Origin of the sequence: Natrialba sp. SSL1, from assembly GCF_001861355.1 — an archaeon.
Lineage (GTDB): Archaea > Halobacteriota > Halobacteria > Halobacteriales > Natrialbaceae > Natrialba.
In genome coordinates this window covers 1-24,037 of sequence record NZ_MASN01000012.1, presented here as the reverse complement: position 1 = coordinate 24,037, position 24,037 = coordinate 1, and the positions used below count along the sequence as shown (strand labels likewise).

Genomic DNA, 24,037 nt, shown 5'->3' with positions numbered 1-24,037 from the left:
TGGCACCGTTGCGAGCCGACAGTATCAATCTACTGGTACTGGCGATTTCGTGTGGCTGGCGGCCGGCTGTGGAGAGCTGTTAGAAACCGTTCTGTCGGCAGCGACCAACGACGACTGCGGGTATCGCGACGACCGTGACGACCGCGGACACCGCCACTACCGCTCCGGAAGCACCTTCCCCGGATTCAGAATCCCGTTCGGATCCATCGTCTCCTTGACCGACTGCATGAGCTCGAGTGCGGCCCCGTGCTCGTCGGCCATGAACTTGCGCTTCCCGATGCCGACGCCGTGCTCGCCGGTGGCGGTGCCGCCGAGTTCGATCGCGCGAGTGACGACCCGCTCGTTGAGTTCGTGAGCCCGTTCGACCATCTCCTCGTCGTCCGGATCCACCAGCGGCGTGAAGTGTAGGTTGCCGTCGCCGGCGTGGCCGACGCAGGACGTGACGAGGTCGAGGTCGTCGCTCACCTCCTGTACCGTCCGAACGATCTCGGGGTACGACGAGATCGGAACCACCACGTCGCCGACGAGCGCGATATCCCACTCCTCGCGGTAGCTCCGCGTCGCAAAGAGCTTGTCTCGGCGGGCCTGCCAGATCTCGTCGATGTTCTCCTGTCCTGCTGCCTCCCAGGAGGTCATGCCGTGATCCTCACAGATCGCCTTCGCGAACGTCAGATCCTCCTCGATCCCGTCGTTGTTCGCGTGCAACTCGATGAGCAACGTCGGCTGTTCCGTAAACGGCGCGTCCTCCCGGTAAGCGTTCAGCATCTTCGTCGACATCTCGTCGATGAACTCGAGTGCACCCGGCACGAGCGCGGAGCCGATGGCGTCGGCGACGGCTCGCGAGGCCGACTCCCGGTCCGGGAAGGTGACGAGTGCTGCCCGGCGGTGTTCCGGAATGCCGACGAGGCCGACTGTAACCTCCGTCACGACGCCCAGGGTGCCCTCGCTGCCGACGAGCAGGTCCTTCAGGCTGTAGCCCGCGGAGGTCTTGACGACGCCGCGGCCACACTCGACCACGCGGCCGTCGGCGGTGACGACCTCGAGCCGGCGGACGTGATCGCGCGTCTCGCCGTAGCGGACGGCGTTGAAGCCGCTCGCGTTCGTCGCGACCATGCCGCCCATCGTGGCGACTTCGCCACTCGAGATGCCCGGTGCGAACCGGAGTCCGTAGGCAGCGAGTTCCTCGTTCAGATCGTCGTAGACGACACCTGCGCCGACGGTTGCCTGCATATCTTCGGGGGAGACGGAGAGACTCGTTAGCTCGGCTGTGTCGAGAACGATGCCGCCGGCGAGCGGGACCGCGTTGCCCTCGAGTCCGGAGCCGCCGGACCAGGGGGTGACGGGAATCCCTCGGTCGTTGGCGGCCGCGAGAACGGCGGCGACGTCGTCAGTCGAGGCTGCCCAGACGATTGCCTCCGGGAGTTGCCCGGTGTGGGCGCTCTCGTCGGAGACGTACCGCTTACGAACGCTTTCCTCGAAGCTCACCCGACCGTCGATCGAGAGCTCCTCGAGGAAGCGGCAGGCTGATCCGGACCCTGTTTCGTGTGCCATCGTGCCATATGGTATGGTAACGAGCACAAAACAGCTCCGGTTGCGGAGAGAACCAGTGGCCTATGATCGTTGCCCATCGAGAACGCTTGTTCTTCCCAGCAGTACCTGCTGAGCCGGAAGCTACATACGGATCTGCACACATTCTTTCCAACAGAGATTCCCATGTACCAGATTGTTATTCCGGTCGACTCGGAACAAGACCGCGGGACGAAAGCAGCACAGCACGTGATCGACCTCGTTGGTGAGGACGGCCCGATCGATGACCCCGACACCGTCGCTGTGTCGATCCTGAACGTGTTCAAGGAGTTCGAAGCGAGGGACGAAGGCGTCGCCCGGTCGGAGGACCTCTACGACGAAGACGAGTTCCCAGACGCCGTCCTCGCTGTTCGTGACGAACTAACGGCCGCCGGCATCGAACCGGATCTCGTCCGTCGCCACGGCGACCCGGCCGCAGAGATTATCGATTACGCGAATGAGGTCCCGGCCGACGCGATCGTCCTCGCGGGCCGCAAGCGCTCGGCCGTCGGCAAGGCCGTCTTCGGGAGCGTCACGCAGGACGTTATTCTCAACGCAGACCAGGCCGTGACGGTCGTCTAGGTCGAAGTTGAGTCCGAGGACGAGGATGAAGGATCCGAAAGGTCTGCCTCGGCAAACTCCGAAAGCAACGCCACCGTAGTCCGCGCTCCTGCGCGGAAGCAGGAGAGCTTGAGATTCTCGTTCGGCGCGTGGTTACGCTCGTCCTCGTTCGCGTAGGGAATCACGAGACACGGCACGTCCAGATTGTCCGCGAAGACGTACGTCGGAACCGATCCTCCGAGTGTCGGCTTCAGAATCGGCTCGGTGCCCCATCCTTCGCGCGTCGCCCGCATCGCCGGCTCGACCACGGGGCTGTCGGTTGGCGTCCGCTGCGGTGCCATCGCGGCGACGCGGGAGAGTTCGATCTCGACGCCCGCCGGTACGTGCGCCGTCGCGTAGTCGACGAGCGACTCGTAGATCGCGTCCGGATCCTGGTCGGCGACCAGCCGGAAGTCGATCTTCGCGCTCGCTTCCGAGGGGAGCACCGTTTTCATCCCGTCGCCGTGGTAGCCCGCATCGAGCCCCGCGACGTTAAGATTCGGACGCGTGAGCAACCGCTCGACGTAGTTCTCGTCTGCGTCGGTTTCGAACGCGTCGAGCTCGAGTTCGTCCCGGATTTCCGCTTCGTCGACCGGTATCTCCGCGACGATTTCCCGGCCGCGATCGGTTAGCGGCCGCACGTCGTCGTAGAATCCATCGAGCGTCACGCGCCCATCGTCCTCGAGTGAGGAAAGCAGATCGGTGAGTGCGGCGGCCGGGTTCGGCACCGGGCCGCCGAAGTTGCCTGAGTGCAGGTCCTGGTTCGCCCCGCGCAGTTCGAGGTCGACGTACAGGAGTCCGCGCGCGCCGAGCAGGACGTGGGGCCGACCCGAGGAGTCGATCGGGCCGTCCGCGACGACGGCAACGTCGCAGGCGAGTTCGTCCCGGTGCTCGCGGACGAGCCACTCGAGATGCTCGCTGCCGCTTTCCTCCTCGCCCTCGATCAGGAGGGTGACGTTCGCGGGGAGGCCGGTGGTCTCGCGCAGCGCGCGGACGGCACAGACGTGGGCGAACCACTGGCCCTTGTTGTCGCCCGCGCCGCGCGCGTAGAGTCGCTGCTCGCCGTCGGGACCCTCGCGGACGGTCGGCTCGAACGGCGGTGAGTCCCACTCCTCGGGTGTCGCGGGCTGGACGTCGTAGTGGCCGTAGAGGAGGACTGTGGGTGCGTCTTCGCTGTCATCGGCGGGCGCTCCATCTCCCTGTCCTGCTCCGCCGCGGTCGGCCGCCGCACGCGCGATGATCGCCGGCTGTCCCGGCGTCTCGACGATCTTCGCCTCGTCGAAGCCGTACTCGAGACATAGCTCCTGGACCATTGAAGCGCACTCGACAACGCCCTCGTCGGTCGCGCTGATCGAGGGTTGGGCGAGCAACGACTCGAGATCGGTGCGGAACGTTTCGTCGTGCGCCTCGAGAGCGTCCGTGGGATCGGACGCGCCGGCAGGCGTACTCGAGTCGCTCACGAACGGGACACCTCACGTGGTGATCGCGGCTGCTGGTGTGGCATGCTGTCTGGACACACGATTCGCGTCGGGATACAAAGCTCTACGGGAAGCCCCGGATTTGACCGCGAGGCAGCTCATTGACGGCCTTTGTCCGAATCTGACCTCGAATCACCGTTGCGCAGACGGGCCACAAAGAACGGCTCGTCGGCACGCCGGTCGCGGTCGTACTGGTGCGGATATGCACGGGACTCGATTACGACAGGGTCACCGATCGCGAGTTCTTCGTATCTGGCATCGAACTCGGCGAGCACTCGTGGGCCCTCCTCGAGTGTCACCAGTCCGACGACGAGTTCGTCGGGGAACCCTTCGGCGGTCGCGTGCTGGCGAGTGAACGAGTAGAGAGAGCCGCGGCCCGACGAATCGTCCCACTCAACGCTTCTCGAGTAACAGTGCGGACAGCTCGGTGCTGGTAGGAAGAAGTACTCGTCACACTCCTCGCAGTGGGGGACGACGAATCGTCCGTCGGCGAGTGCCTCCCAGAACGGGTCGGTGAACGCGGTTTCGGTCATCGTTACGCACCCCTCCCTCTCGCGAAGACGGTGGCGGTCGCGCCGTTGACGTGGCCGTGCTCCGCGGTCGTCATGACGTGCTCGGCGCCTGCAATCTGGGTCGAGGCCGTTCCCCTGAGCTGGCGGACGGCCTCGACGTAGTTGTACAGCGGCGTCACCATCGGCGGGTGGCCTCGGCCGAGACAGCCGCCAGAGGGGCTGATCGGGAACGCGCCGTCGGGCCGTGTTTGACCGCCGAGGCAGGCGTCGACACCCTCGCCACGGTCGACCAATCCGAGCTCCTCGGTGATGATCGCCTCAATGTGCGGAAACGGCGCGTATGGCTCGTAAATGTCCAGTTCGTCGGGCTCAAGCCCAGCCTCCTGGCTCGCCGTCCGGGCTGCTCGCCGAACCGCGGGGAGTTCGGTGATCGGTTCGCCGTGGGTCTGCAGAAAGTGACTCGCCGCGTGGTGGCTGCCGACTCCGGCGATTGTGATCGGTGGTTCGCCATCGTCCTCAGATTCCGTGCCCGTCTCCCCAACGTCGTAGGCCGTCACCACCAGCGCCGCCGCCCCATCACACGGTGCCGGACAGTCGTACAGCCGGATCGGCTCCGCGATCGGCCGGGACTCGAGTACCTCCCTCCGCCCGACCCCCTCGCTGAACAGCGTGTCCGGATCGTCGGCCGCGTTCTCGCGGTTCTTCACGACGATGTCGGCGATATCGTCGCGGTCGATGTCGTGTTCGTGGCAGTACCGCTGCATGCTCTGGGCGTAGGCACCCGGCACTGACAGCCCGATTGGGGACTCGAACTCCGCGTCGAACGTGCTGAGGATGTACTCGAAGTAGGGACCGGTCGTCTCGACGGTCGAACTCCGCTCGGCCGCGAGGACGATCGCCGTGTCGACGACACCGTGTCGAACGTCGTGGACGGCGGTCTGGAACGCGTTCGCGCTACTCGAGCCACCGGTCGACACCTCGAGGGTTCGATCGGGTTCGATGCCGAGTCCGTGGACGAGCGTCGTCGAGACGAACTTCTGCTCCGCCCACGGCCGCGGCGCGGGCATGTAGAGCCCGTCGATCGCTGCGGGCGACAGTCTCGCGTCCGCCAGCGCGTCACGAACGACAGTCAGTGCGAGCTCTCGTTCGGGACTCGAGTGCGTTCCGTTCGGGAGTAGTCCGATACCGGTCACCTGTGCTGTGCGTGAACGTCCCATGCGATGGCTGTCTGTTACGAGTGCAGTACCATACGTCTAGGTGTCGTCGGCGTGGGTTGCAGGGGTCGACGACGTGGATGGGATGGTTGGTGCAGATGATGTACTTGGTGTGAAGATGGATGGAACGGATAGGCTGGATGGCACGAGTACTGGATAGCAACTACAACTCCAGCGAGAACAGCCAGTTCACGGCGAACGCGATGACCGCGAGGAGCAACAGACCGGCGAGGAACGCAAACGCGATTCCCCAGCCGAAGAAGTCGGCGACGAGCCCGACGATGACGGAGCCGAACGAGGCCGTGATGACGTATACTGTGCGCACGAGGCCGAAGCCAGTGCCGCGTTCCTCGTCCCCGAGCGCGTTGAGAAATCGCGGGAGCAGCGACGCCTCGAAGCTCATACCGATTCCGAGGAGGAGTACGCCTACTGCGGCACTGACGAGGCCGGGACCGGCGACGAGCAGCCAGAGACCGATCGCACCGACGAGAAGACAGCCGGCCGTCGCCCGGTCGCGCCCGAATCGGTCCGAGACCGCACCGACGCCGACCTGTGCGATTCCCTGCGCGACGAAGTACGCCGAGAAGCCGGTCGCTGCGAGGGTCGGCGAGTACTCGCGGTGCTCGATGAGAAAGACCGGGAGGAACGACGCCGCGCCTTGCCACACGAACTCGCCGACGATGGCGACGAACAGCGTGAACGCGATGACGGGCCGCGAGAGGATCTCGAGGAGCGACGCCAGGTCGAACTGGTCGCGCATCGACTGCTCCGGCCGTCGCGGCTCGGTCGGTTTGACTAACAGTGCGAACAGGACGAACGCCGGAATGCCGACCACAGCGGTAGTGGCGATCGCCGCGCGCCAGCCGTAGGTGACGCCAACCCAGGCGACGATCAGCGGTGCGACCAGGCCGGCGATTGTCGCTCCAGAGTTGTGGATGCCGATCGCGGTGCCGACGTTGTCGTGGATCCGCGACAGCAGCGTCGTCGCGACGCTGTAGTGTAACCCCGCGACTGCGCCGAGGAGGACCGTCGCGACGACGAAGACGCCGAAGACAGGAGCGACGGCGATGAGCACGCTCGCGACCGCAGTTCCGCCGAGTGAGACGAGGATGACGACTCGCTCTCCGTACCGGTCGCCGAGGACGCCACTCGGAAACTGCGACAATCCGTAGGCGAGCCACATTCCCGTCAGTGCCACGCCGATGACGGCGTTCGACACGCCGAACTCGTCCGTGATCGACGGCACGACCGGGCTGATCGCGACCCGGCCGTACATCGTCACGAAGAACGCGAGCGTACACAGGGCAAGCACCGTCTCTCGATATCGCCAGCGCATCATCGAACACCGACCGGTCGACTCGACAGTCGTCCGCCTGTGACTCGCCTGTATCTCGATCCAATGGCGTTCGAGCGGCGGGTGTACTCGAGTCGACTCGCTCTGCGTGATACTCATTCGTCGATACTAAGAATGTAGGGGTTTCTGAGACGACGTTGAACAGGAGTCGGTGTCTTTCATACGCCGAACGAAACTGGTATGTCGGTGTTCGAATGATAGTGTTCTATGTGTGCATCCACCAGGGAACACGATCACGTCGTGATCGTCGGTGCTGGCGTCGCCGGCTGTCACGCCGCCAGGAACCTCGCCGTCGACCACGAGGTCACGGTACTGGACCGAAGCGGGATCGCGGCCGAAGCGACGGGCCTCTCTGCGGGGATCATCGCCCCGACGCTCTTCTACAGTGACGCGCCCGATATCGCTCGGCACGCGAACGACTTCTTCCGGGAGTTCGACGGCTCCCACGGCTTCACGTTTACCAAACGGGATCGGATCGACGTGATGACCGAGGCTGAGGCGGCGGAGGCACAGGAGCTCGCCTCCCGACTGTCGGACGAGGGGTTCCCGGTTGCGTACCGGGACTCGGGTGCGGTCACGGAGCGCTACCCGCAGTTTAATCTCGAAGAGTTTGCGGGCGCAGTGGTGTACGAGGACACTGGCTGGGTCGATCCGTACACGTACGCAACGGCCCTCCAGAGTGCGGCACGCGAGCGGGGTGCGACGTTCGACTTAGATGCGGAAGTAACTGATCTGGTGAGTGACGATGGCGATGTATCCGGCGTCGAAACGGAGTCCGAAACTATCGAGGCAGACGCGGTTGTGATCGCGGCCGGCTGGCGAACGAGTAGTCTGTTGCCCGATGGCGTCGACGTTCAGATCCGCCCGTATCGGACGCAGGTCGTCGTCCTCGAACCGGAGGGGCCGCTCTCCTCGGAGTTCCCACTCGGGCGCGTCGGGAGCGAACACGTCTACTTCCGGCCGGAGCACAACGGCGACCTGCTGATCGGCGGTGGCCACTACCCGATCGACGATCCGGCGTCCTACACGACGGATGTCGACGAGTCGTTCCGGCTCGACATTGCTGATTTCGTCCCCGAGTTCGTCGACGGCTTCGACGACGCTGGCTTCGTCAACGGCTGGGCGGGGATCGACGCCGCGTCGCCGGATACGCGCCCGGTCATTGACGCACCGCGGGGTGCGCCCGACGGCCTGCTCGTCGCAACCGGATTCAACGGGCTCGGTATCATGACGTCGCCGGTCGTCGGCCCGACGGTTCGTGAGCGACTGACGGGCGAGTCGCCGTCGTTCTCGACCGACCTGTTCGCGGCGGACCGCTTCGAGGACGTTCCCGAGTCGTTCGAGTACGTCTCGACCTCGGACGTATAGGGTATCGATCTGTAGAAAAGGGTCTGCGACGCTTTTTCGTCCGTTCGTCCTCAGTTCCGTCTGTCGCCGGTCCGTGAGAGCGCAATCGCGAGGGCAGCGCCCGCTGCGGGGAAGACGGCGAGGATGACGAACGTCTGCCAGACGGTGCCGATCGAGAGGAGGAAGCCGGCGATCGCCGCGCCGGCAGCACCGATCCCGAAGACGCCCAGATACGTGTAGCCGTAGGAGAGGCCGCGTTCTCCGGGCGGACTGTACTCCGCGATGGTCGCCTGGTACATCGGCTGTAGAGAGAACAGCAGGAAGCCGAGTAGCGCGCTGACGAGCAGGAGCGACGCCAGCCCAGCCTGTGCGGCCGGCACGAACAGGACGGCGACCACGGTGAGCGAGGCGAAGATGACGGCGAGTCCGGTCTCGGTCCGGATTCGGTCGGTGAGCTTCCCGCCGACGTACTGGCCGGCCATGCCGACCATCAGGAGCCCGGCGTAGAGGTAGGATGCGGGGTTGAACTCCTCTGCCATGGGACTATCGGGGTCGAACAGCTGTAGTTGCTCGGCGATGTCGGGCATGAAGTCGCTCAGCACGTCCGGCAGGAAGGTCAACGTGCCGCGGTAGAACAGCCCGTTCATCATCACGACCGCGATGGCGACGGTGAAACCGAGCGTGAACAGCGCGCGACTGTCTGCAATGAATCGCGAGAGCGTCATCTGTCCCTCGACGTCCTCGTCGACGTCACCACCGTCGGTCTCGGCCTGCACGGCCGCTTGCTCGTCGAAGCTCGCCGTCAACGCGTACGCGATCGCGATGCCCGCGGGGATGACGAGCAGTGCCGTAACGAGCCGCCAGTCGAAGAACAACAGGAGGATCGCCGTCAGCAACGGCCCGAAGGCGATTCCGAAGTTGCCGGCCATGCCGTGGTAGGCAAAGCCGGTGCCGCGCTGCTCGACGCCGGTCGAGATCAGCGAGAGCCCCGCTGGATGGTAAATGCTCGCTGCAATCCCCCAGAGACAGAGCGCAATGGTGATCGTGACGATTCCCTGTGCAGCGCTCAAAAGCAGGAACGAGCCGCCCATCCCGGCCAGACAGGCCAACACGAGTTCGCGCGATCCGAACCGGTCGACCAGAATGCCGGCCGGCAGCGCGCCGATCCCGAACAGACCGTAGCCCACCGCGACGACGGTACCGAGAATTGCCGTGCTCACGCTGAATTCGGTGAGCCAGATCACCATCAGAATCGGGATCGAGAGTTCGTACGTGTGGACAACCGCGTGGGAAATCATCGCGAACCCCGTGATCGATTTGTCGTTGTCGTTCATCCGACCTGACTGCGCCGTGCTCATTGACAGTTCACACACGAATCCCCTCCGTCATAACGATTTCTACCTGTGTGTACCAGGGACGAAGTTTTCGAATAGTGTAGAACAGGATCCTCGATACGAGTACGAGGGCTGAACAAGGTTAAAATAGTAGCCGTCTCATAACTCTACTGTCACACCGTGACTGGCTCATCCTCCACCGTCGATGGCAGTCTCGAACCGCGTACAGCGAGAGCCGCGATTGCCATGTTACGTACACTCCCGTACTCGAGTACTGACTGCTCACAACTCAGATTCCGAGACCGAGATGGATAGCGCCCCAGCGGAACAACCGCCGAGTCAGCCGTTCCGAACTGACGACGGGGGCGACGTCGACGATACCGGACACGCGAGTGGCAGCCGCGAACTCGAGTCGCTCGCCGACGTTCGCGATGTCTTCCCTGTTCTCGTCGAACTCCGCGACCACCTCGATGAGGAACAGTACCTGGAATACTACACCGAGATGGCCGACGACGGATACACGATGTTCGCCTGCGATGTCGAGGGCGACACCGTCGCCGTCGCCGGCGTAAAAATCACGACCAACTTTTACCTCGGTCGCCACGCCTACGTCTACGACCTCGTGACGACCGAGGCGGAACGGTCGCACGGCTACGGCCGGCGGCTACTCGAGTACGTCCACGAGTGGGCGGCCGACCGAGACTGTGAGGCGGTTGAACTCGAGTCGGGGCTGTGGCGCGACGAGGCTCATGCCTTTTACGAGGACCTGGGCTACGAGAAGTACTGTTATTCGTTTGCGTACGATCTCTCCTGATCGGGCGAACCAGATCCGTTCGGGCACCCCGTCCTGGGCCTGCTCCGTTTGTGCTCCCTGACCCGGAACCGACTCCGTTCGAGTACTTCGTTTCGGGGCCGGCCTCTTCGAGTACCCGAACTGTTATGTTTGACATTGCTGTGTGTTCACTTATGCCAATTAGCGAGGCAGTTCACTCCACGAACCCACCAGCTAGCCGTCGGTGCCAGCACCGTCCCGCTCGCATTACCGACCAACGGGCCGTCCCTTCCCGCCGAAATCGGAGGGGGTGGCCGTGAAGATCACCGGCTACGAGTGCGTCGAACTGACGGGGACACTCGAGGGCTACGACGATGCGCGAACGTTCTACGAGGAACGGCTGGCGATCCCGCTCGACGTCTACGACGAGTTCCGCTCGATCGGCGCGGAGTATCTGATGGGGACGGACGACGTGATGACCCCCTACGTCGACGAGGAGCGAGACGAGATCCGCGTCACGCAGACGTACCTCCGGCTCACGACCGACGCGGGAATCGAGGGTGTCGCGGGGCCGATCGACCGCGAGTGGGCTCGACTGGTCGACTCCGTCGCCGGCCTGCTCGTCGGCCGGGACGCGCTCGCAACCGAGAAGCTCTGGGATCTCATGTACCGCAACGAGATCCACGGCCGAAAGGGCAAGACGATGAAAGCGATCAGCGCGATCGACTGCGCGCTCTGGGATCTGAAGGGGAAGTACTACGACGAGCCGGTCTACCGGCTGCTCGGCGGGCCGACGCGGACAGAGATACCCGCCTACGCCTCGATGCTCGGCTACTCGGTCGACCCCGCCGACGTTCGCGAGCGCGCGACGACGATGAAGGCGGCCGGCTACGACGCCCAGAAGTGGTTCTTCCGACACGGTCCCGGCTCCGGCACGGACGGGCTGGAACAGAACCTCGAACTCGCCGAGGCAGCACGCAACGCGGTCGGTGACGGTTACGATCTCATGTTCGACTGCTGGATGAGCTGGACCCGCAGCTACGCCGAGCGGGCGATTCCGAAGCTCGCTGACTACGACCCGCGCTGGATCGAGGAACCGGTTCACCCCGACCGACTCGACCAGCTCGCGCGCCTCCGCGAGACCTCCTCCGTCCCCATCGCGGGCGGCGAACACGAGTACACCCGCTGGGGTATCCACCAGCTCCTCCAGCGCGAGGCCCTCGACGTCGTCCAGGCCGACACGTTCTGGGCCGGCGGCATCACGGAACTCCAGCGAATCTGTACGCTCGGCTCGGTCCACGACGTCCCCGTGATTCCCCACGGCCACTCCGTCTCGGCGAACCTGCATCTCACCGCCGCGCAGTCGCCCGCCGTCTCGCCGGTACTCGAGTACCTCGTGAAGTGGAACGAAGGGTTCCAGTTCTTCCTGGAGGAGCCGCCGGAGCCAGAGGATGGTGTAATTTCGCTCGACGACCGACCGGGGCTTGGGATCGTGATCGACGAGTCGGTGGTCGAGTCGCGGACGCAGGTTTGTTCGTCCTCGTAGGCGGGTTTTGTTCCGGTTTTCGGGTTTTCAGACCTTCTGACATTCGGGTTTTGGCTGTTTCGATGGTTTAGCACGATCTCGCCGTCGTCGCTGTTATCATCCAGCCGGAATCACCGCGGGGGAAAGAGATTAGGTAACAGTCGACAATGCGCCGGTAGATGCCTCCCGAGATCACGCGCATCGAGTCCGTCGAGTTCGGCTACGAGTTGCCGGACGTCGGCTATGCGCCGAACGGCTTCAGTATCGTCTACGAGCCCGGAACGACCACGGAGCGGAAACTGTTCGCGCTTCGGATCGAAACCGACGCTGGGATCACTGGCGAGTACATCGGTGGCAACTCGCCTGCCGCCGCACAGCTCAACATGGTTGCCGACTACCTCGTCGGGAAGAATCCACTCGACCGCGAACAACACTGGAGCGCGCTCAAGCGCGCACTCCGAAAGTACGACTGGATGGGTATGGGGCCGATCGACATCGCCCTCTGGGATTTCGCCGGCAAGTACCGCGATGCGCCGATTCACGAACTGCTCGGCACCTACCGGCGATCGTTCCCCAGCTACGCCTCGACCTATCAGGGCGACCGCAACGGCGGTCTCGACTCACCCGAAGCCTACGCCGACTTCGCCGAGGACTGCCTCGAAATGGGGTATCAGGGCTTCAAGATCCACGACTGGGGCGGCGACTGGACCGACGCCGAGGAGTCGGCCGAGACGGTCCGCGAAGTCGGCCGCCGCGTCGGCGACGAGATGGACCTGATGATCGACCCCGCCTGCAACCCGGTCACGTTCGCGGACGCGCTGAAAATCGGAAAAGCCTGCGACGAAATGGACTACCTCTGGTACGAAGATCCCTACCGGGACGGCGGCATCTCCCAGCACGGCCACCGCAAACTTCGGGAGCAACTCGAGACGCCGCTGTTGCAGACCGAGCACGTTCGCGGGCTCGAGCCACACACCGATTTCATCGCGGCGGACGCGACGGACTTCGTCCGGGCGGATCCGGAGTACGACGGCGGTATCACGGGTGCGATGAAGATCGCTCGCGTCGCGGAGGGTTTCGGACTGGACGTTGAGTATCACGCGCCCGGTCCGGCCCAGCGCCACTGTCTGGCGGCGACGCGCAACAGCAACTACTACGAGGTCGCGCTGGTCCATCCCGACTGTCCGAACACCCAGCCACCGGTGTACGCCGACGACTATTCGGACATGCTCGATACGGTCGACGAGAACGGCCACGTTCAGGTTCCGGAGGGGCCGGGCCTCGGCGTCGAGTACGACTGGGACGAGATTTACGAGCGCGAGATTGGCCGCCGGACCTACGAGTGAATTTGCGAATGAACTGGCCGAAACCGAGCCTGACAATGAGCACGAACACGCACTCCCGACGAACGGACAGAGACACCACCAACCAACGGACAGGGACACTTCCCATCAACGTACAGAGACACCACCTCACCAACCCACACGACTACGGAGGACTCGCTGCCGATGACTGGTGATGCCGACAGCGCCGACCTTGCGGCACAGCTAACCTCGGGAAACGCGCTCGGAATGTGGGTCTCGATCGGCCATCCCGCAATCGTCGAAGCGGCTGCCAGCGCGGGATTCGACTTCGTGCTGATCGACACCGAACACACGGCGATGAGTCTCGAGACCGTCGCAGCACTCGCCCGAGCGGCGACGGCTGCGTCGGACGACCTCTCGGTCGTCATCCGGCCAGCCTGGAACGATCCGGTTCGGATCAAACGCATCCTCGATATCGGCGTCGACGGAATCATGGTGCCGATGATCGACGACGCCGGGGATGCGCGGGAACTCGTCCAGGCGACGCGCTATCCGCCCGACGGCGAACGCGGCGTCGCCTCTGGCCGTGCGGCGGACTACGGGGAAAACTTTGTCGAGTACGTCGAATCCGGCCACCGCTCGCTGTGCGTTATCGGCCAGATCGAGACCGAAGCGGGCGTCGAGAACGCCGAGGAAATCGCCACAGTCGACGGCCTCGACGCGCTGTTCGTCGGCCCGGCAGATCTCTCGGCGTCGCTCGACGTCTTCTACGACTGGGACGCGCCCGAACTGGAGGCAGCGATGACCTCCGTCATCGAAACGGCGAACGAGGCGGGACTCGCGGTCGGCACGCTTTCAGTCCGTGCAGACGATGTCGACAGAGCCGTCGAACGCGGATTCGACTGGCAGATTGCCGGCAAGGACATGACGAGTCTCATCGAAACAGGACGTGACGTGTGTGCGGCCTACGAGGAGAGTCTGGAACGACACGACGAGCGCTGACGCGCTACTCGCTCTTTGCGATCTTCTCGCTACTCGCACACGATCCTCTCTCCTTCTCTACACTCTGGACAGGTTCCCACTGTCTCTCTGGTGTGGTGAATTCAGTATGGATAACAACGCTTATGGCTGCTATTGACTACCACTCAACTATCCAGCTTCATCCATGAGTAAAGTGACCAGTATGCACGACGCCGTCGCGACAGCCGTCGACGACGGAGATAGCCTCTACCTCGCGGGATTCACCCACCTCATCCCGTTCGCCGCGGGGCACGAAATCATCAGACAGGGTCGAACGGATCTCGAACTCATCCGAGCCACGCCGGACCTGATCTACGACCAGTTGATCGCTGCCGGTTGTGCGCGGAAGGTGACCTTCTCCTGGGCGGGTAACCCTGGCGTCGGCAGCCTTCCTGCGTTCCGACGCGCAGCCGAGGACGGGTATCCCACGGAAATCGAACTCGAGGAGTACACGCACTTCGGGATGATTGCGGCACTCGAGGCCGGCGCATCGAACCTGCCGTTCATGCCGCTTCGGGGATTCATCGGTTCGGACCTGCCCGAGCACAACGACAACATCGCGCGGGTCGAGAGCCCGTTCGATGACGACTACGTCTACGCGGTCGCGCCGATCGAGCCCGACGTTGCGGTCATCCGCGCCCAGCGAGCCGACGAGGACGGCAACGCCCACCTCTGGGGGATCCAGGGGGAGGTCAAACTCGCCGCACTGGCCGCGGACACGGTGATCCTCTCCGTTGAGGAGCAGTGCTCCGAGGAGACGATCCGGAGTGATCCGAACCGGACCGTCATCACGGCCGACGAGGTCGATCACGTCGTCGTCGAGCCCTACGGTTCGCATCCCTCCTACGCGCAGGGCTACTACGGCCGGGACAACGAGGCGTACCTATCGTGGGCCGAGACCGCGGCCGACCGCGAAACGGTCGAGGAATGGCTCGACGAGTGGGTCTACGGCGTTGACGACCGACGCGAGTACGTCGAACAGCTTGGGACCGAACGCATTCTCGACCTCGAGCCGGAGACGGCCTACGCGACGCCGGTCAATATGGGTGAGTACCGATGACGACGGACGAGACGGAGACCACCACTGAAACCGACACCGAACGCGCATACACGAACAGCGAACTGATGGTCGTCGCCGCAGCGCGGGAACTCGAGTCCGACGACTCTGTGCTCGTCGGGATCGGAAAGCCGAATCTCGCCTGTAACGTGGCGAAGCGGACGCACGCACCAGAATTGCGGATGGTCTACGAGTCGGGGACGATCGGCTCGAACCCGAAGACGCCGCTGCTGTCGATCGGCGATCCGGGACTCGCCGCCGGCGCGCTCTCGATCGAACCGATGCGCAACGGATTCAACTACTATCTGCAGGCCGGCCGCCTCGACGTCGGCTTCCTCGGAGGCGCGCAGATCGACCGGCACGGGAACATCAACTCGACGGTTATCGGTGACTACGACGATCCGGTCGTTCGGTTGCCGGGAAGCGGTGGGGCCTGCGAAATCGCCTGCCACGTCGATCGAACGATGATCATCACGCCGCACACGGAACGCCGGTTCCCCGAGGAGGTTGACTTCATCACAAGCCCGGGCTACGTCGGCGGCCGTGAGGGTCGAGCAGAGCTCGGACTCGACGGTGGCCCGGAGGCAGTGATCACTGATCTGGGCGTCTACCGATTCAATGACGACGGCGAACTGTACGTCGACTCGCTACACCCGTCTGCAACTCGAGACGATATCCAGTCGAAGACCGGCTGGGAGATCGAGTTCGCCGACGACCTGCAGCAAACGCCGGAACCCACCGATGAGGAACTCCGCCTTATTCGAGAGGTGCTCGATCCGGAGGAGCTCTACACCGACCAGGCGGAGTAGGTGCTGTCCGCCTTTCTCTGGCCGCTCTCCGCCCTATTCTAACTCTCGATCTCATTCTCTATTCCTGATCTCGAACGCAACTCCAATTCTGGTTCCGATCCGGGAGCAACCGGATAGTGATCGACATATTCGAACCTCAAAGACCAGTCTCCGACTTTTTCGGCTATCTCTCACACTGTGGTCAAAACTACTGATGTTCTGACAAAAGCGTTAGGTACTCTCTCACAAAATGGAGTGGTATGCCAACGACACTCGTGACCGGTGCGTCCCGCGGAATCGGCCGTGGGATCGCCGAGCGATTCGCCAGGGATGGATACGACGTCGCCGTCAACTACTACAGCAGCGAGGACGCGGCTACCGCAGTCGTCGACACGATCCGCGACGAGACAGACAGTGACGCCGTCGCCCTCCAGGCAGACGTGGGTGACCCCGAGGCGGTCACAGGCCTCGTCGACGCAACGGCCGACCGGTTCGGTGGTATCGACCACGTCGTCAACAACGCCGGCATCAACCAGCACAAATACACCCCCGAACTGTCCCCCGAGGAGTTCAGTCAGATACTCGAGGTCAACGCAACCAGCGCCTTCTCTGTGACGAAGACTGCACGGGAACACCTACTCGAGTCCACCGTCCCTGAAGGACCCTCCGTCATCAACCTTTCTTCGCGGCTCGCCCACGCGGGGGCGGCGTACGAACCGCATTACGCGACGGCGAAGGCGGGAATCATCGCGTTGACGAAGAGCCACGCGAGCGAGTTTGCGCCAGACATTCGCGTCAACGCGATCGCACCGGGATACATCGAGACGGATATGACGGACCAGACGAACACGACGGAAGACAAACGCGAGCGACGCGAGCAGATCCCCCTCAAAAAGCTCGGCCAGCCGTCCGAAATCGGACAGGCAGCGGCGTTTCTCCGAGATGCGACGTTCGTGACGGGTGAGACGGTGAACGTCAATGGAGGACAGCGGATGCAGTGACTGGTGTTCTATCGCTGTTCCAGTGCCGTTCTATGGCGTTCTATACCGCCAACTCGAGCGGTGGAGCACATGTCGGCCAACGGAGCACAGTTGTTGATAGGGACTGACTGAGATTGTAACTGTAACACATGGACACTGAAGTGGATCGCCAATCTGATTCGCAGTCGGATTCGGACACGTCAACGACCGTCACGATCATCGGTGCCGGTTCGATGGGCCACGGCTTCGTCGTCCAGTTCCTGCGTTCGGGACTGTCCGTCAGGCTAGTCGACCACCGCGAATCGAACCTCGAGCGAGCACGAGAGCGAGCCCGAAACGCCGCGAATTTTCTGGCTGAGCAGGAACTCGCCGCACTCGAGCCGGCCGCCGTCGAAACGGACGTAACGTACACGACTGACCGCGCTCGTGCCGTCGCCGACGCTGACGTAGTACTCGAGACGATCTCTGAAGACCTCGACGCCAAGCGCGAACTCTTCGGGGCGCTCGCAGACGAAGCCGAGAGGGATGCGCTGCTGGCGTCGAACACGTCGGGCCTGCCGATCACCGACATCGCCGCCGGTGCGCCGGACGCGGCGGACCGCATTATCGGCTGTCACTGGTGGTATCCGCCGTATCTGCTCCGTCCTGTCGAAGTTATTCCGGGAGAGCAGACGAGCGAGCGAACGGTCGAGCGGCTCCGGTCGTTCCTCGCGTCCGTCGACCGCGACCCGGTTATGGTCGAGCGTGACGTGTCGGGCTTCGTCTGGAACCGCGTTCAGCACGCCGTTATCCGGGAATGTCTCCACATCGTCGAGGAAGGGATCGCGTCGGCTGACGATGTGAACCGTGCGATTCGAGACGGCTATGCGACCCGGACGGCTGCGATCGGCCCACTCGAGACGGTCGACATCGCGGGCCTAGAACTGTTTCAGACGAGTGCGAACGACATTTACCCTGATCTGACGGATCGGGACGACGCGAACCCGCTGTACGGCGAGCGAATCGACGAAGGCCGAACGGGGATCGAAGCCGGTGCGGGATTCTTCGAGTACGACGACGACCCGGACGAGATTACGGGCCGCCGTGACGAGCGAGTTGCGGCGATTCGACGGGCGCTCGGCGGTTTCGCGGATGGTTCAGACGCTACTGCAGTCGAATCTGGTAACGATCAAAACGAATCGGGACGGGAGGAGTAGCACCTCATCAGTGGGCATCACTCGTCCCCAATCGATAGCAGCGTGGTCTTTATCGGAGTTGGATGGAACTCGCGTTCGGTACGGCACTTTCTTTTATCGGGGACAGCGGCCAGCGTCTTCGACGCTCGCCTCAACCCCCGTCAAAACCCGTTAATGGCGAAATGTTGCCGTCGCGGGGTTTCACCGCCGCTCCGGCGGTGAATCGCCCACTTCGTTCGCGAATACTTGAGTAAAGACGGGTGACCACTACACCTGCGAATGGAGAGACGGAGCAGATACCTGTTTGCTTTTCTTGAGACTGAAAGAAGAGACGGTGGTTGAACGGGAAACTCCCTCAATTTGGCGTGTACTTGGAGAAGTTAGCGTCATCACAAATGATGCATTTTTGGGGAGGAGTCAGTGATGAGGAGGCCATAACTACTCCACAATGTCGGCACACATGTAGATGGTTTCTGTCGCCCATAGTTGCTCTATTTATGTTATACGGTAGCAAACAGCATAAGCTGCGTTTCTCGTGAATTGGCACGTACTATTTTCTTCCGCACGTCGAGTTCCAACACGGCGTGCCGAACTGAACAGTTGCGTTCCGAGACTTATACTCGGTGAATAAAATTACTGCTAACTACTGGTACGCTATTCGTCAGCGACCGACTCGAGTAACGCCTGGCGATCGATCTTGTCGCTTTGGGTCATCGGCAGGGTGTCGCGGAACTCGTAGCGGCGCGGGCGCTTGTAGGATTCGATGGCGTCGGAGTTCAGGAAGTGCGATTCGAGGTTGTCCGCTGTCAGCGACTCGTCGTCAGGAACGACGAAGGCGGTCACGACCGCGCCCCACTCCTCGTCGGGGACGCCGACGACCGCGCCGGCGGTGACGTCGGCGTGGTCGTGGAGTACGTCCTCCACCTCCGCCGGATAGATGTTCTCGCCGCCGGAGACGATCATGTCGTCCTTCCGGTCGACGAAGTAGAGGAAGCCGTCCTCGTCGCGTCGGCCGAGGTCACCGGTCCGGTACCAGCCGTCGACGATTGCGTCCGCCGTCGCCTCGGGATTGCGCCAGTACTCGCGCATGCAACTCGGCGTCTTCACGAGGAGTTCGCCGACCTCGTTGGCTGGCAGCGTCTCCGCTGGATCTGCTGTTTCGGGGTCGACAACCCGAACCTCGGCCTTCGGCACCGCACGGCCGATACTCCCCAGTTTGTCGTCGTGGAACTCGGGGAACAGCACCGTCCCGAAGACGATTTCGGTCGTGCCGTAGGCGTTGACGAACTCACAGCCCGGCACGTGCTCGCGACAGCGCCGGGCGACAGCCTCCGGCATCGCCGCGCCGGAGTACTGGAGCATCCGGAGGTGGGAAATGTCGCGGCCTGAAATCGACTCGTCGTCGACGAGCGCGCGATAGTGTGTCGGTACTCCCCACATCGCGGTGATTCCCTCGGACTCGATCCACTCGAGTGTCACTGCCGAATCAAACTCCTGCTGGACGACCGTTGTCGCGCCCATCGAGAGCCCCGGCAGGATATTACAGAGCAGCGGCCCGACGTGGTACATCGGGCCGAGCGCGAGGTTGACATCGGTTGGCCGGAAGCGGTTGTACGGCAGGCTGGCGTACGTGGCCTCGACGACGTTGCGATGGGTGTGGAGGACACCCTTCGGCTGGCCGGTGGTGCCGGAGGTGTAGAGGAGTAGTGCCGGGTCGGATTCGTCGATCTCGACGTGATACTCGTGACCGGACTCGAGTGCCTCGGGTGCGCTACTCTGTCCGAGCGAACTGTACGCGTGGTCTGCGAGCGAGCCGTCGGTGCGAACGCCGATCAGCGTCGAGGGGCGGTCTTCGGCGGCCACTTCGGCGACGGTTCCTTGACACTGGGTGTCGAAGACGAGGCCTGCAGATTCGGCGTGGTCGAGGACGTACGCCAGTCGCTCGGGAGCCATGCGAGAGGAGATGGGGTTGAAGACGAGCCCGGCGTGGGCGCAGGCGAACATGAGTTCGAGGAATTCGACGGAGTCGGTGAGTATCGCCGTGAGGTGGTCACCGGGCTCGAATCCGATTTCGCGGAGACCGACGGCGACGCATCTGGCACCCTCATCGAGGTCGGCGAAGGAGCAGGAAATGTCTCGGTCTGGATCGCGGATCGCGGTCTGGTCGGGATACTTCGCGGCGGCCTGGCTAAGCACGTCGCTCCCGGTGGGCTGGCTCATATGCCGGCTATCGAAGGGGACCGTAATAATGGTAGTGACTGTCACTCATTTCGTCGCCCTTATCTCTCGTGCTTCACGCATATTTTATACGTCTCTCTGTTTGCCAATCGTTTGTTGATGGCACGGCGACTGCCCCAGCCCCGAGAGTTATGGTCTCCGACGCGAACTGTGCAGACGATCAGCCGACCACGTGAGCACTGATACCATGACAGGGCACTTCGAGCTAACCGAGGCACATCACGAGCACCGCGAGGAAGTCCGCCAGTTCTGCGAGGCGGAGATCGACCCGCACGTCGAAACACACGAATCCGAGGGGACGTTCCCGTTCGAGATCGTCGAGAAAGTCGGCGAAGCAGGCTTCAACGGCGTCCAGTACGGCACGGAGTACGACGGCCTCGGCTTGGACTACCGGTCGTACGCGATCACGATCGAGGAACTCGCCCGAAGCTGGAAGTTTCTCGCGGGCACCGCCTCCATTTGCGGCAGTCTCGTCGGCTATCCGATCCACGAGTTCGGCGCGGAGTGGCAGCGCGAGGAGTGGCTCGGCTCCATCTGTGCCGGCGACTGGATCCCCGCACTCTCGCTAACCGAGCCAGATGCGGGGAGCGACGCAGCGGCACTCGAGACGACCGCCGCACGCGACGGTGATGAGTACGTTATCGACGGCCACAAGGTCTGGACCACGAACGGCGAGGTCGCCGATTTCGTCGTCGTTGCCGCCCGAACTGGTGACGAGGACGGAGCTGGCGGTGTCAGCCTCATCGGCGTGCCGAACCCACAGGAGCGAGACGGTTTCGAGGTCGTCCGCGATATTCCATCGATGGAGGGCGAGGCAGCAATCGAGAGCGAAATCAAGTACGACGGCCTTCGTGTGCCCGCCGAGAACGTCATCGGCGAGGAGGGTCGCGGCTTCCGGTACGTGATGGAGGGACTCGACATCGGACGAATCGGCACCGCCGCACAGGGTGTCGGCGTCGCGCAGGCTGCCTTCGAGGCCAGCCGCGACTTCGCGGACGAGCGCGAGCAGTTCGGCCAGCCGATCCGGGAGTTCCAGGGCGTCTCGTTCAAACTGGCGGATATGGCGACGGAGGTGCAGGCCTCGCGACTGCTGACGCTCCAGGCGGCCGCCAAACGGGACCAGGGTGAACGCGTCACCCAGGAAGCTGCGATGGCGAAGGCGAAAGCGACCGACGTGGCGATGGACGCTGCCACCGAGGCCGTCCAGATTCACGGCTCGCGTGGCTATTCGAAAGACCGGCCAATCGAACGCTACATGCGCGTCGCAAAGGGTATGCAGATCTACGAGGGGACGAACGAGATCAACCGGCTAGTTGTTGCCAACCAGTTGTACGAGTAGTCCTGGCAGACACTTCGAATCTCGAGTGACCGCCTTGCCCCGAGCGCCAACTGTTATACGACACCCACTCACACGTCGGGTATGGCCGAGCTGATAGACCTGACTGCACCGATCACCGAGGAGATGGCAAACCACCCGAGTCACGGCCGGAGTCCGGTCTTTCTCACGGGGACCCGCCTGAACCACGACGACGCGGAAGACCTCTGGCGTGGCAAGGGCGTCGAGGACCTCTCGCTGATCAACGGCTTCGTTCTGCTGGCCGAACACAACGGCACGCACATCGACGCGCCGTTTCACCTTCACCCAGAGGGGTCGACCACCGAGGAAATCGCACTCGAGGAGTGCTATGGCTCTGCGGTCTGGCTCGACGTCTCGGATGCCGGCGCGAAGGGGGAAATCGGACCGGAGCTACTCGAGCGCGCGGCCGCTGACGCCGGGGTCGAGGTCCAACCGGGTGACTCGGTCTTGCTCTACACCGGCTGGGATTCGTACCTGCCAGAGGACGAGGAGACGTATCTGGAAGAGCATCCGGGGCTGTCAGAGGCGGGCGCGGAGTGGCTCCTCGAACGTTCCGTTAGCGTCGTCGGCATCGACTGCGGTAACGTCGACGTGGCGGGTGACGTGTCGTTTCCCGCACACCGCGTGCTACTCCGGGACGGTGCACCGGAGGAGTATGTGCTGGTCGTCGAGCACCTCCGTGGGGTCGACGACATTCCCGCCCACCGGTTCACGTTCAACGCGGCACCGCTCCCACTCGAGGGCGCAACGGCGAGTCCGATTCGGGCATTTGCTGTCGTCGACGACTAACTGTTCACCGACGCCCGATCCGAGCGCCGGGATCTCGTTGCACTCCAGTTTTAAGGCACCCGACCCGCTAGAGAGGGTATGGAACAACGGGAACTCGCGAGTATCGGCGTACTCGGAATCCTCGCCGAAGAAGACCGGGCGTCGGTCGAGACGGTTCACGAGCGACTGCAGCACAACTTCGGTCGGTACTGGGGTGCGAGTACCGGCATCCTCGTCCCCACGATTGATCACCTGGAGGACCAAGGCCACGTCGAACTGACAGCCAGTACGCCAGTTGCGACGTACAAACTGACAGATTCTGGTCAGGATCGACTGCAATCTCTCCTCACCGAGCCAGTCGAAGACGTTTCGCATCCGTCCTTCCGCCCGCATCTCATGCTCAAACTCGGCTTTTTACATCATCTTCCGACTGAGCGACAGCGCGACGAACTCAATCAGTTCAAGGATCAATTGCACACCGCCCGCGAGACCCTGCTCGATATCGACCAGACGCACGAATCGTCCGTCGATGACCGTGAATCAGTGGGGTACCGACGTGACCTCATCGACCTCCGCGTTCGAATTATCGATGCGTTCCTCGCATGGCTCGACGAAGTCGAGCCGCCACGCTAGCCCGAGACCGATCACGGATCACGGTTTTGTGCGTCTGTTTGTACTCGAGTATTCCACTGCAGTCGTTAGTACACGTCATACGTTGAACCATTCAGAAATATGTAGAGTATACGACACTGATCTTATTGTGGGTTTGTGAGGTATCCAGTGGGGTGTCAGTAGTCTTGATTTTGTATGTGGATCTTGCGACTACTGCGTACCGGCCACTTTGTCGTTCAAATTGTGGTGTTCGATTGATCGAAAACCCGACCTCACCTATCTTGTTCTGAGTATTTTGCTATTGATTTCTGATATACTCTGTACTTCGATAGCTATGTATACAAATTCCCATAACTGGTTGGTACTAGCAATCACCGTTAATTATATAGTCTCCTTCATTATTGGATAGTTATGTGATCAAACAGTGTGAACTAACAGTACTGTTTGGTTACTAAGCTGTCGAAACGGTACGCGCGGTCTGCGCAGTCACAACAATCGGTTAGACAATACTATCCAATGACAGACACACGAGAACAATTGACTGCCGTCCTGCTCACTGCACTCATGGTGCTTTCGCTCGTCGCGATCGCTGGCACCGGGCTGGCAGGGAGCGTTGCGGCAACGGAGCACAGTGACGCCCAATCAGTTGTCGATGCCGACGCCGACGGGCCGGCATCGATCGACACCGAACTCGAAGAAGCGAGTGGGACAGAACAGGTATACATTATCCTTGATCAGTACGATGGGCAACTGAGTGATGATCGCGAGCGTGCGATCGCACAGTTGCAAGAGCACGCTGAGATGTCGCAGACGGCTGCGACTGAAGACATCGACGCACTCGCTGGCGTCGACGTGGTCAACACCTACTGGATCACGAACGCGATTCGTGCTGAGGTCGACACCACTGCAGTCGACACGGCTGAACTCGCGACTATCGACGGTGCAGAGACGATTCAGCTCCGTCCGGAGTACGAAGTGCCGGAACCGGAGCCGTCCGTCGAGTCTGCTCTTGAATCCGACGAAGACGACTACACGT

General features: G+C 62.7%; 21 protein-coding genes. 14 read left to right on the top strand and 7 right to left on the bottom strand.

Annotated features, from left to right (window positions below):
* Positions 1-156 precede the first annotated feature (156 nt).
* Positions 157-1,551, bottom strand: a complete 1,395-nt coding sequence (locus BBD46_RS03090; protein WP_071400298.1) for an FAD-binding oxidoreductase — start codon at positions 1,549-1,551, stop codon at positions 157-159.
* Between the two features lie 162 nt (positions 1,552-1,713).
* Between BBD46_RS03090 and BBD46_RS03085 the strand changes: the two genes are divergently transcribed.
* Positions 1,714-2,148 carry a universal stress protein gene (locus BBD46_RS03085; RefSeq protein ID WP_071400297.1) on the top strand — a complete coding sequence of 145 codons (435 nt, stop codon included), beginning with the start codon at positions 1,714-1,716 and terminating at the stop codon, positions 2,146-2,148.
* Here the strand turns inward: BBD46_RS03085 and BBD46_RS03080 are convergent.
* The 4 genes from BBD46_RS03080 to BBD46_RS03065 form a co-directional block, all read right to left on the bottom strand.
* Positions 2,145-3,626, bottom strand: coding sequence for a M20/M25/M40 family metallo-hydrolase (locus tag BBD46_RS03080; RefSeq protein ID WP_071400296.1), 1,482 nt, complete (start codon positions 3,624-3,626; stop codon positions 2,145-2,147). The two genes, BBD46_RS03085 and BBD46_RS03080, sit on opposite strands and share 4 nt — an antisense overlap.
* Positions 3,627-3,742: 116 nt before the next feature.
* A complete protein-coding gene (locus tag BBD46_RS03075) occupies positions 3,743-4,177 on the bottom strand; it encodes a Zn-ribbon domain-containing OB-fold protein (RefSeq protein WP_071400295.1) in 435 nt (144 codons plus the stop codon).
* Positions 4,178-4,179: 2 nt separating this feature from the next.
* A complete protein-coding gene (locus BBD46_RS03070; RefSeq protein WP_071400294.1) occupies positions 4,180-5,373 on the bottom strand; it encodes a thiolase family protein in 1,194 nt (397 codons plus the stop codon).
* Positions 5,374-5,533: 160 nt separating this feature from the next.
* On the bottom strand, positions 5,534-6,709 hold the full coding sequence (locus BBD46_RS03065) for an MFS transporter (protein WP_084777667.1): 1,176 nt from the start codon (positions 6,707-6,709) through the stop codon (positions 5,534-5,536).
* A 222-nt stretch (positions 6,710-6,931) separates the two neighbouring features.
* Here BBD46_RS03065 and BBD46_RS03060 point away from each other — a divergent pair, with 222 nt between their 5' ends.
* A complete protein-coding gene (locus tag BBD46_RS03060) occupies positions 6,932-8,092 on the top strand; it encodes an NAD(P)/FAD-dependent oxidoreductase (protein WP_071400293.1) in 1,161 nt (386 codons plus the stop codon).
* A 50-nt stretch (positions 8,093-8,142) separates the two neighbouring features.
* Here BBD46_RS03060 and BBD46_RS03055 read toward each other — a convergent pair whose 3' ends face one another.
* Positions 8,143-9,429: an MFS transporter gene (locus tag BBD46_RS03055; RefSeq protein WP_071400292.1), complete on the bottom strand. Its 1,287-nt coding sequence runs from the start codon at positions 9,427-9,429 to the stop codon at positions 8,143-8,145.
* Positions 9,430-9,679: 250 nt separating this feature from the next.
* Here BBD46_RS03055 and BBD46_RS03050 point away from each other — a divergent pair, with 250 nt between their 5' ends.
* From BBD46_RS03050 to BBD46_RS03015, 8 genes are all read left to right on the top strand, one after another.
* Positions 9,680-10,219: a GNAT family N-acetyltransferase gene (locus BBD46_RS03050; protein ID WP_071400330.1), complete on the top strand. Its 540-nt coding sequence runs from the start codon at positions 9,680-9,682 to the stop codon at positions 10,217-10,219.
* A gap of 274 nt (positions 10,220-10,493) precedes the next feature.
* Positions 10,494-11,723 (top strand): enolase C-terminal domain-like protein, encoded by a 1,230-nt coding sequence (locus BBD46_RS03045; RefSeq protein ID WP_071400329.1) that lies wholly within the window; start codon positions 10,494-10,496, stop codon positions 11,721-11,723.
* Positions 11,724-11,881: 158 nt separating this feature from the next.
* Complete coding sequence (locus BBD46_RS03040; protein ID WP_071400291.1) at positions 11,882-13,048, top strand: enolase C-terminal domain-like protein; 1,167 nt, start codon at positions 11,882-11,884, stop codon at positions 13,046-13,048.
* Between the two features lie 162 nt (positions 13,049-13,210).
* Complete coding sequence (locus BBD46_RS03035; RefSeq protein WP_071400290.1) at positions 13,211-14,008, top strand: HpcH/HpaI aldolase family protein; 798 nt, start codon at positions 13,211-13,213, stop codon at positions 14,006-14,008.
* Between the two features lie 163 nt (positions 14,009-14,171).
* Complete coding sequence (locus tag BBD46_RS03030; protein WP_253184492.1) at positions 14,172-15,086, top strand: CoA transferase subunit A; 915 nt, start codon at positions 14,172-14,174, stop codon at positions 15,084-15,086.
* On the top strand, positions 15,083-15,892 hold the full coding sequence (locus tag BBD46_RS03025; RefSeq protein WP_071400288.1) for a CoA-transferase subunit beta: 810 nt from the start codon (positions 15,083-15,085) through the stop codon (positions 15,890-15,892). The genes BBD46_RS03030 and BBD46_RS03025 overlap by 4 nt, the downstream gene beginning before the upstream one ends.
* 239 nt (positions 15,893-16,131) lie before the next feature.
* Positions 16,132-16,872 (top strand): SDR family NAD(P)-dependent oxidoreductase, encoded by a 741-nt coding sequence (locus BBD46_RS03020; RefSeq protein ID WP_071400287.1) that lies wholly within the window; start codon positions 16,132-16,134, stop codon positions 16,870-16,872.
* A 128-nt stretch (positions 16,873-17,000) separates the two neighbouring features.
* Positions 17,001-18,047 carry a 3-hydroxyacyl-CoA dehydrogenase family protein gene (locus BBD46_RS03015; RefSeq protein WP_071400286.1) on the top strand — a complete coding sequence of 349 codons (1,047 nt, stop codon included), beginning with the start codon at positions 17,001-17,003 and terminating at the stop codon, positions 18,045-18,047.
* A gap of 633 nt (positions 18,048-18,680) precedes the next feature.
* Here BBD46_RS03015 and BBD46_RS03010 read toward each other — a convergent pair.
* Positions 18,681-20,246, bottom strand: a complete 1,566-nt coding sequence (locus BBD46_RS03010; protein WP_071400285.1) for a class I adenylate-forming enzyme family protein — start codon at positions 20,244-20,246, stop codon at positions 18,681-18,683.
* Positions 20,247-20,451: 205 nt separating this feature from the next.
* Here BBD46_RS03010 and BBD46_RS03005 point away from each other — a divergent pair, with 205 nt between their 5' ends.
* From BBD46_RS03005 to BBD46_RS02990, 4 genes are all read left to right on the top strand, one after another.
* Positions 20,452-21,603, top strand: a complete 1,152-nt coding sequence (locus tag BBD46_RS03005) for an acyl-CoA dehydrogenase family protein (RefSeq protein WP_071400284.1) — start codon at positions 20,452-20,454, stop codon at positions 21,601-21,603.
* Positions 21,604-21,684: 81 nt separating this feature from the next.
* The gene (locus BBD46_RS03000) at positions 21,685-22,410 is read left to right on the top strand and encodes a cyclase family protein (RefSeq protein ID WP_071400283.1); all 726 of its coding nucleotides are present in this window, start codon (positions 21,685-21,687) and stop codon (positions 22,408-22,410) included.
* Positions 22,411-22,488: 78 nt separating this feature from the next.
* A complete protein-coding gene (locus BBD46_RS02995; RefSeq protein WP_071400282.1) occupies positions 22,489-23,022 on the top strand; it encodes a helix-turn-helix transcriptional regulator in 534 nt (177 codons plus the stop codon).
* Between the two features lie 495 nt (positions 23,023-23,517).
* Positions 23,518-24,037, top strand: a 520-nt coding sequence (locus BBD46_RS02990) for a surface glycoprotein (protein ID WP_216094818.1), incomplete at its 3' end; no start/stop codon positions are given.

Coding starts and splice junctions, on each gene's coding strand:
- BBD46_RS02995 (WP_071400282.1), top strand. CDS start 22,489: ATGGAACAACGGGAACTCGCGAGTATCGGCGTACTCGGAATCCTCGCC.
- BBD46_RS03085 (WP_071400297.1), top strand. CDS start 1,714: ATGTACCAGATTGTTATTCCGGTCGACTCGGAACAAGACCGCGGGACG.
- BBD46_RS03055 (WP_071400292.1), bottom strand. CDS start 9,429: ATGAGCACGGCGCAGTCAGGTCGGATGAACGACAACGACAAATCGATC.
- BBD46_RS03090 (WP_071400298.1), bottom strand. CDS start 1,551: ATGGCACACGAAACAGGGTCCGGATCAGCCTGCCGCTTCCTCGAGGAG.
- BBD46_RS03040 (WP_071400291.1), top strand. CDS start 11,882: ATGCCTCCCGAGATCACGCGCATCGAGTCCGTCGAGTTCGGCTACGAG.
- BBD46_RS03075 (WP_071400295.1), bottom strand. CDS start 4,177: ATGACCGAAACCGCGTTCACCGACCCGTTCTGGGAGGCACTCGCCGAC.
- BBD46_RS03020 (WP_071400287.1), top strand. CDS start 16,132: ATGCCAACGACACTCGTGACCGGTGCGTCCCGCGGAATCGGCCGTGGG.
- BBD46_RS03070 (WP_071400294.1), bottom strand. CDS start 5,373: ATGGGACGTTCACGCACAGCACAGGTGACCGGTATCGGACTACTCCCG.
- BBD46_RS03005 (WP_071400284.1), top strand. CDS start 20,452: ATGACAGGGCACTTCGAGCTAACCGAGGCACATCACGAGCACCGCGAG.
- BBD46_RS03015 (WP_071400286.1), top strand. CDS start 17,001: ATGGACACTGAAGTGGATCGCCAATCTGATTCGCAGTCGGATTCGGAC.
- BBD46_RS03025 (WP_071400288.1), top strand. CDS start 15,083: ATGACGACGGACGAGACGGAGACCACCACTGAAACCGACACCGAACGC.
- BBD46_RS03065 (WP_084777667.1), bottom strand. CDS start 6,709: ATGATGCGCTGGCGATATCGAGAGACGGTGCTTGCCCTGTGTACGCTC.
- BBD46_RS03030 (WP_253184492.1), top strand. CDS start 14,172: ATGAGTAAAGTGACCAGTATGCACGACGCCGTCGCGACAGCCGTCGAC.
- BBD46_RS03060 (WP_071400293.1), top strand. CDS start 6,932: ATGTGTGCATCCACCAGGGAACACGATCACGTCGTGATCGTCGGTGCT.
- BBD46_RS03010 (WP_071400285.1), bottom strand. CDS start 20,246: ATGAGCCAGCCCACCGGGAGCGACGTGCTTAGCCAGGCCGCCGCGAAG.
- BBD46_RS03035 (WP_071400290.1), top strand. CDS start 13,211: ATGACTGGTGATGCCGACAGCGCCGACCTTGCGGCACAGCTAACCTCG.
- BBD46_RS03000 (WP_071400283.1), top strand. CDS start 21,685: ATGGCCGAGCTGATAGACCTGACTGCACCGATCACCGAGGAGATGGCA.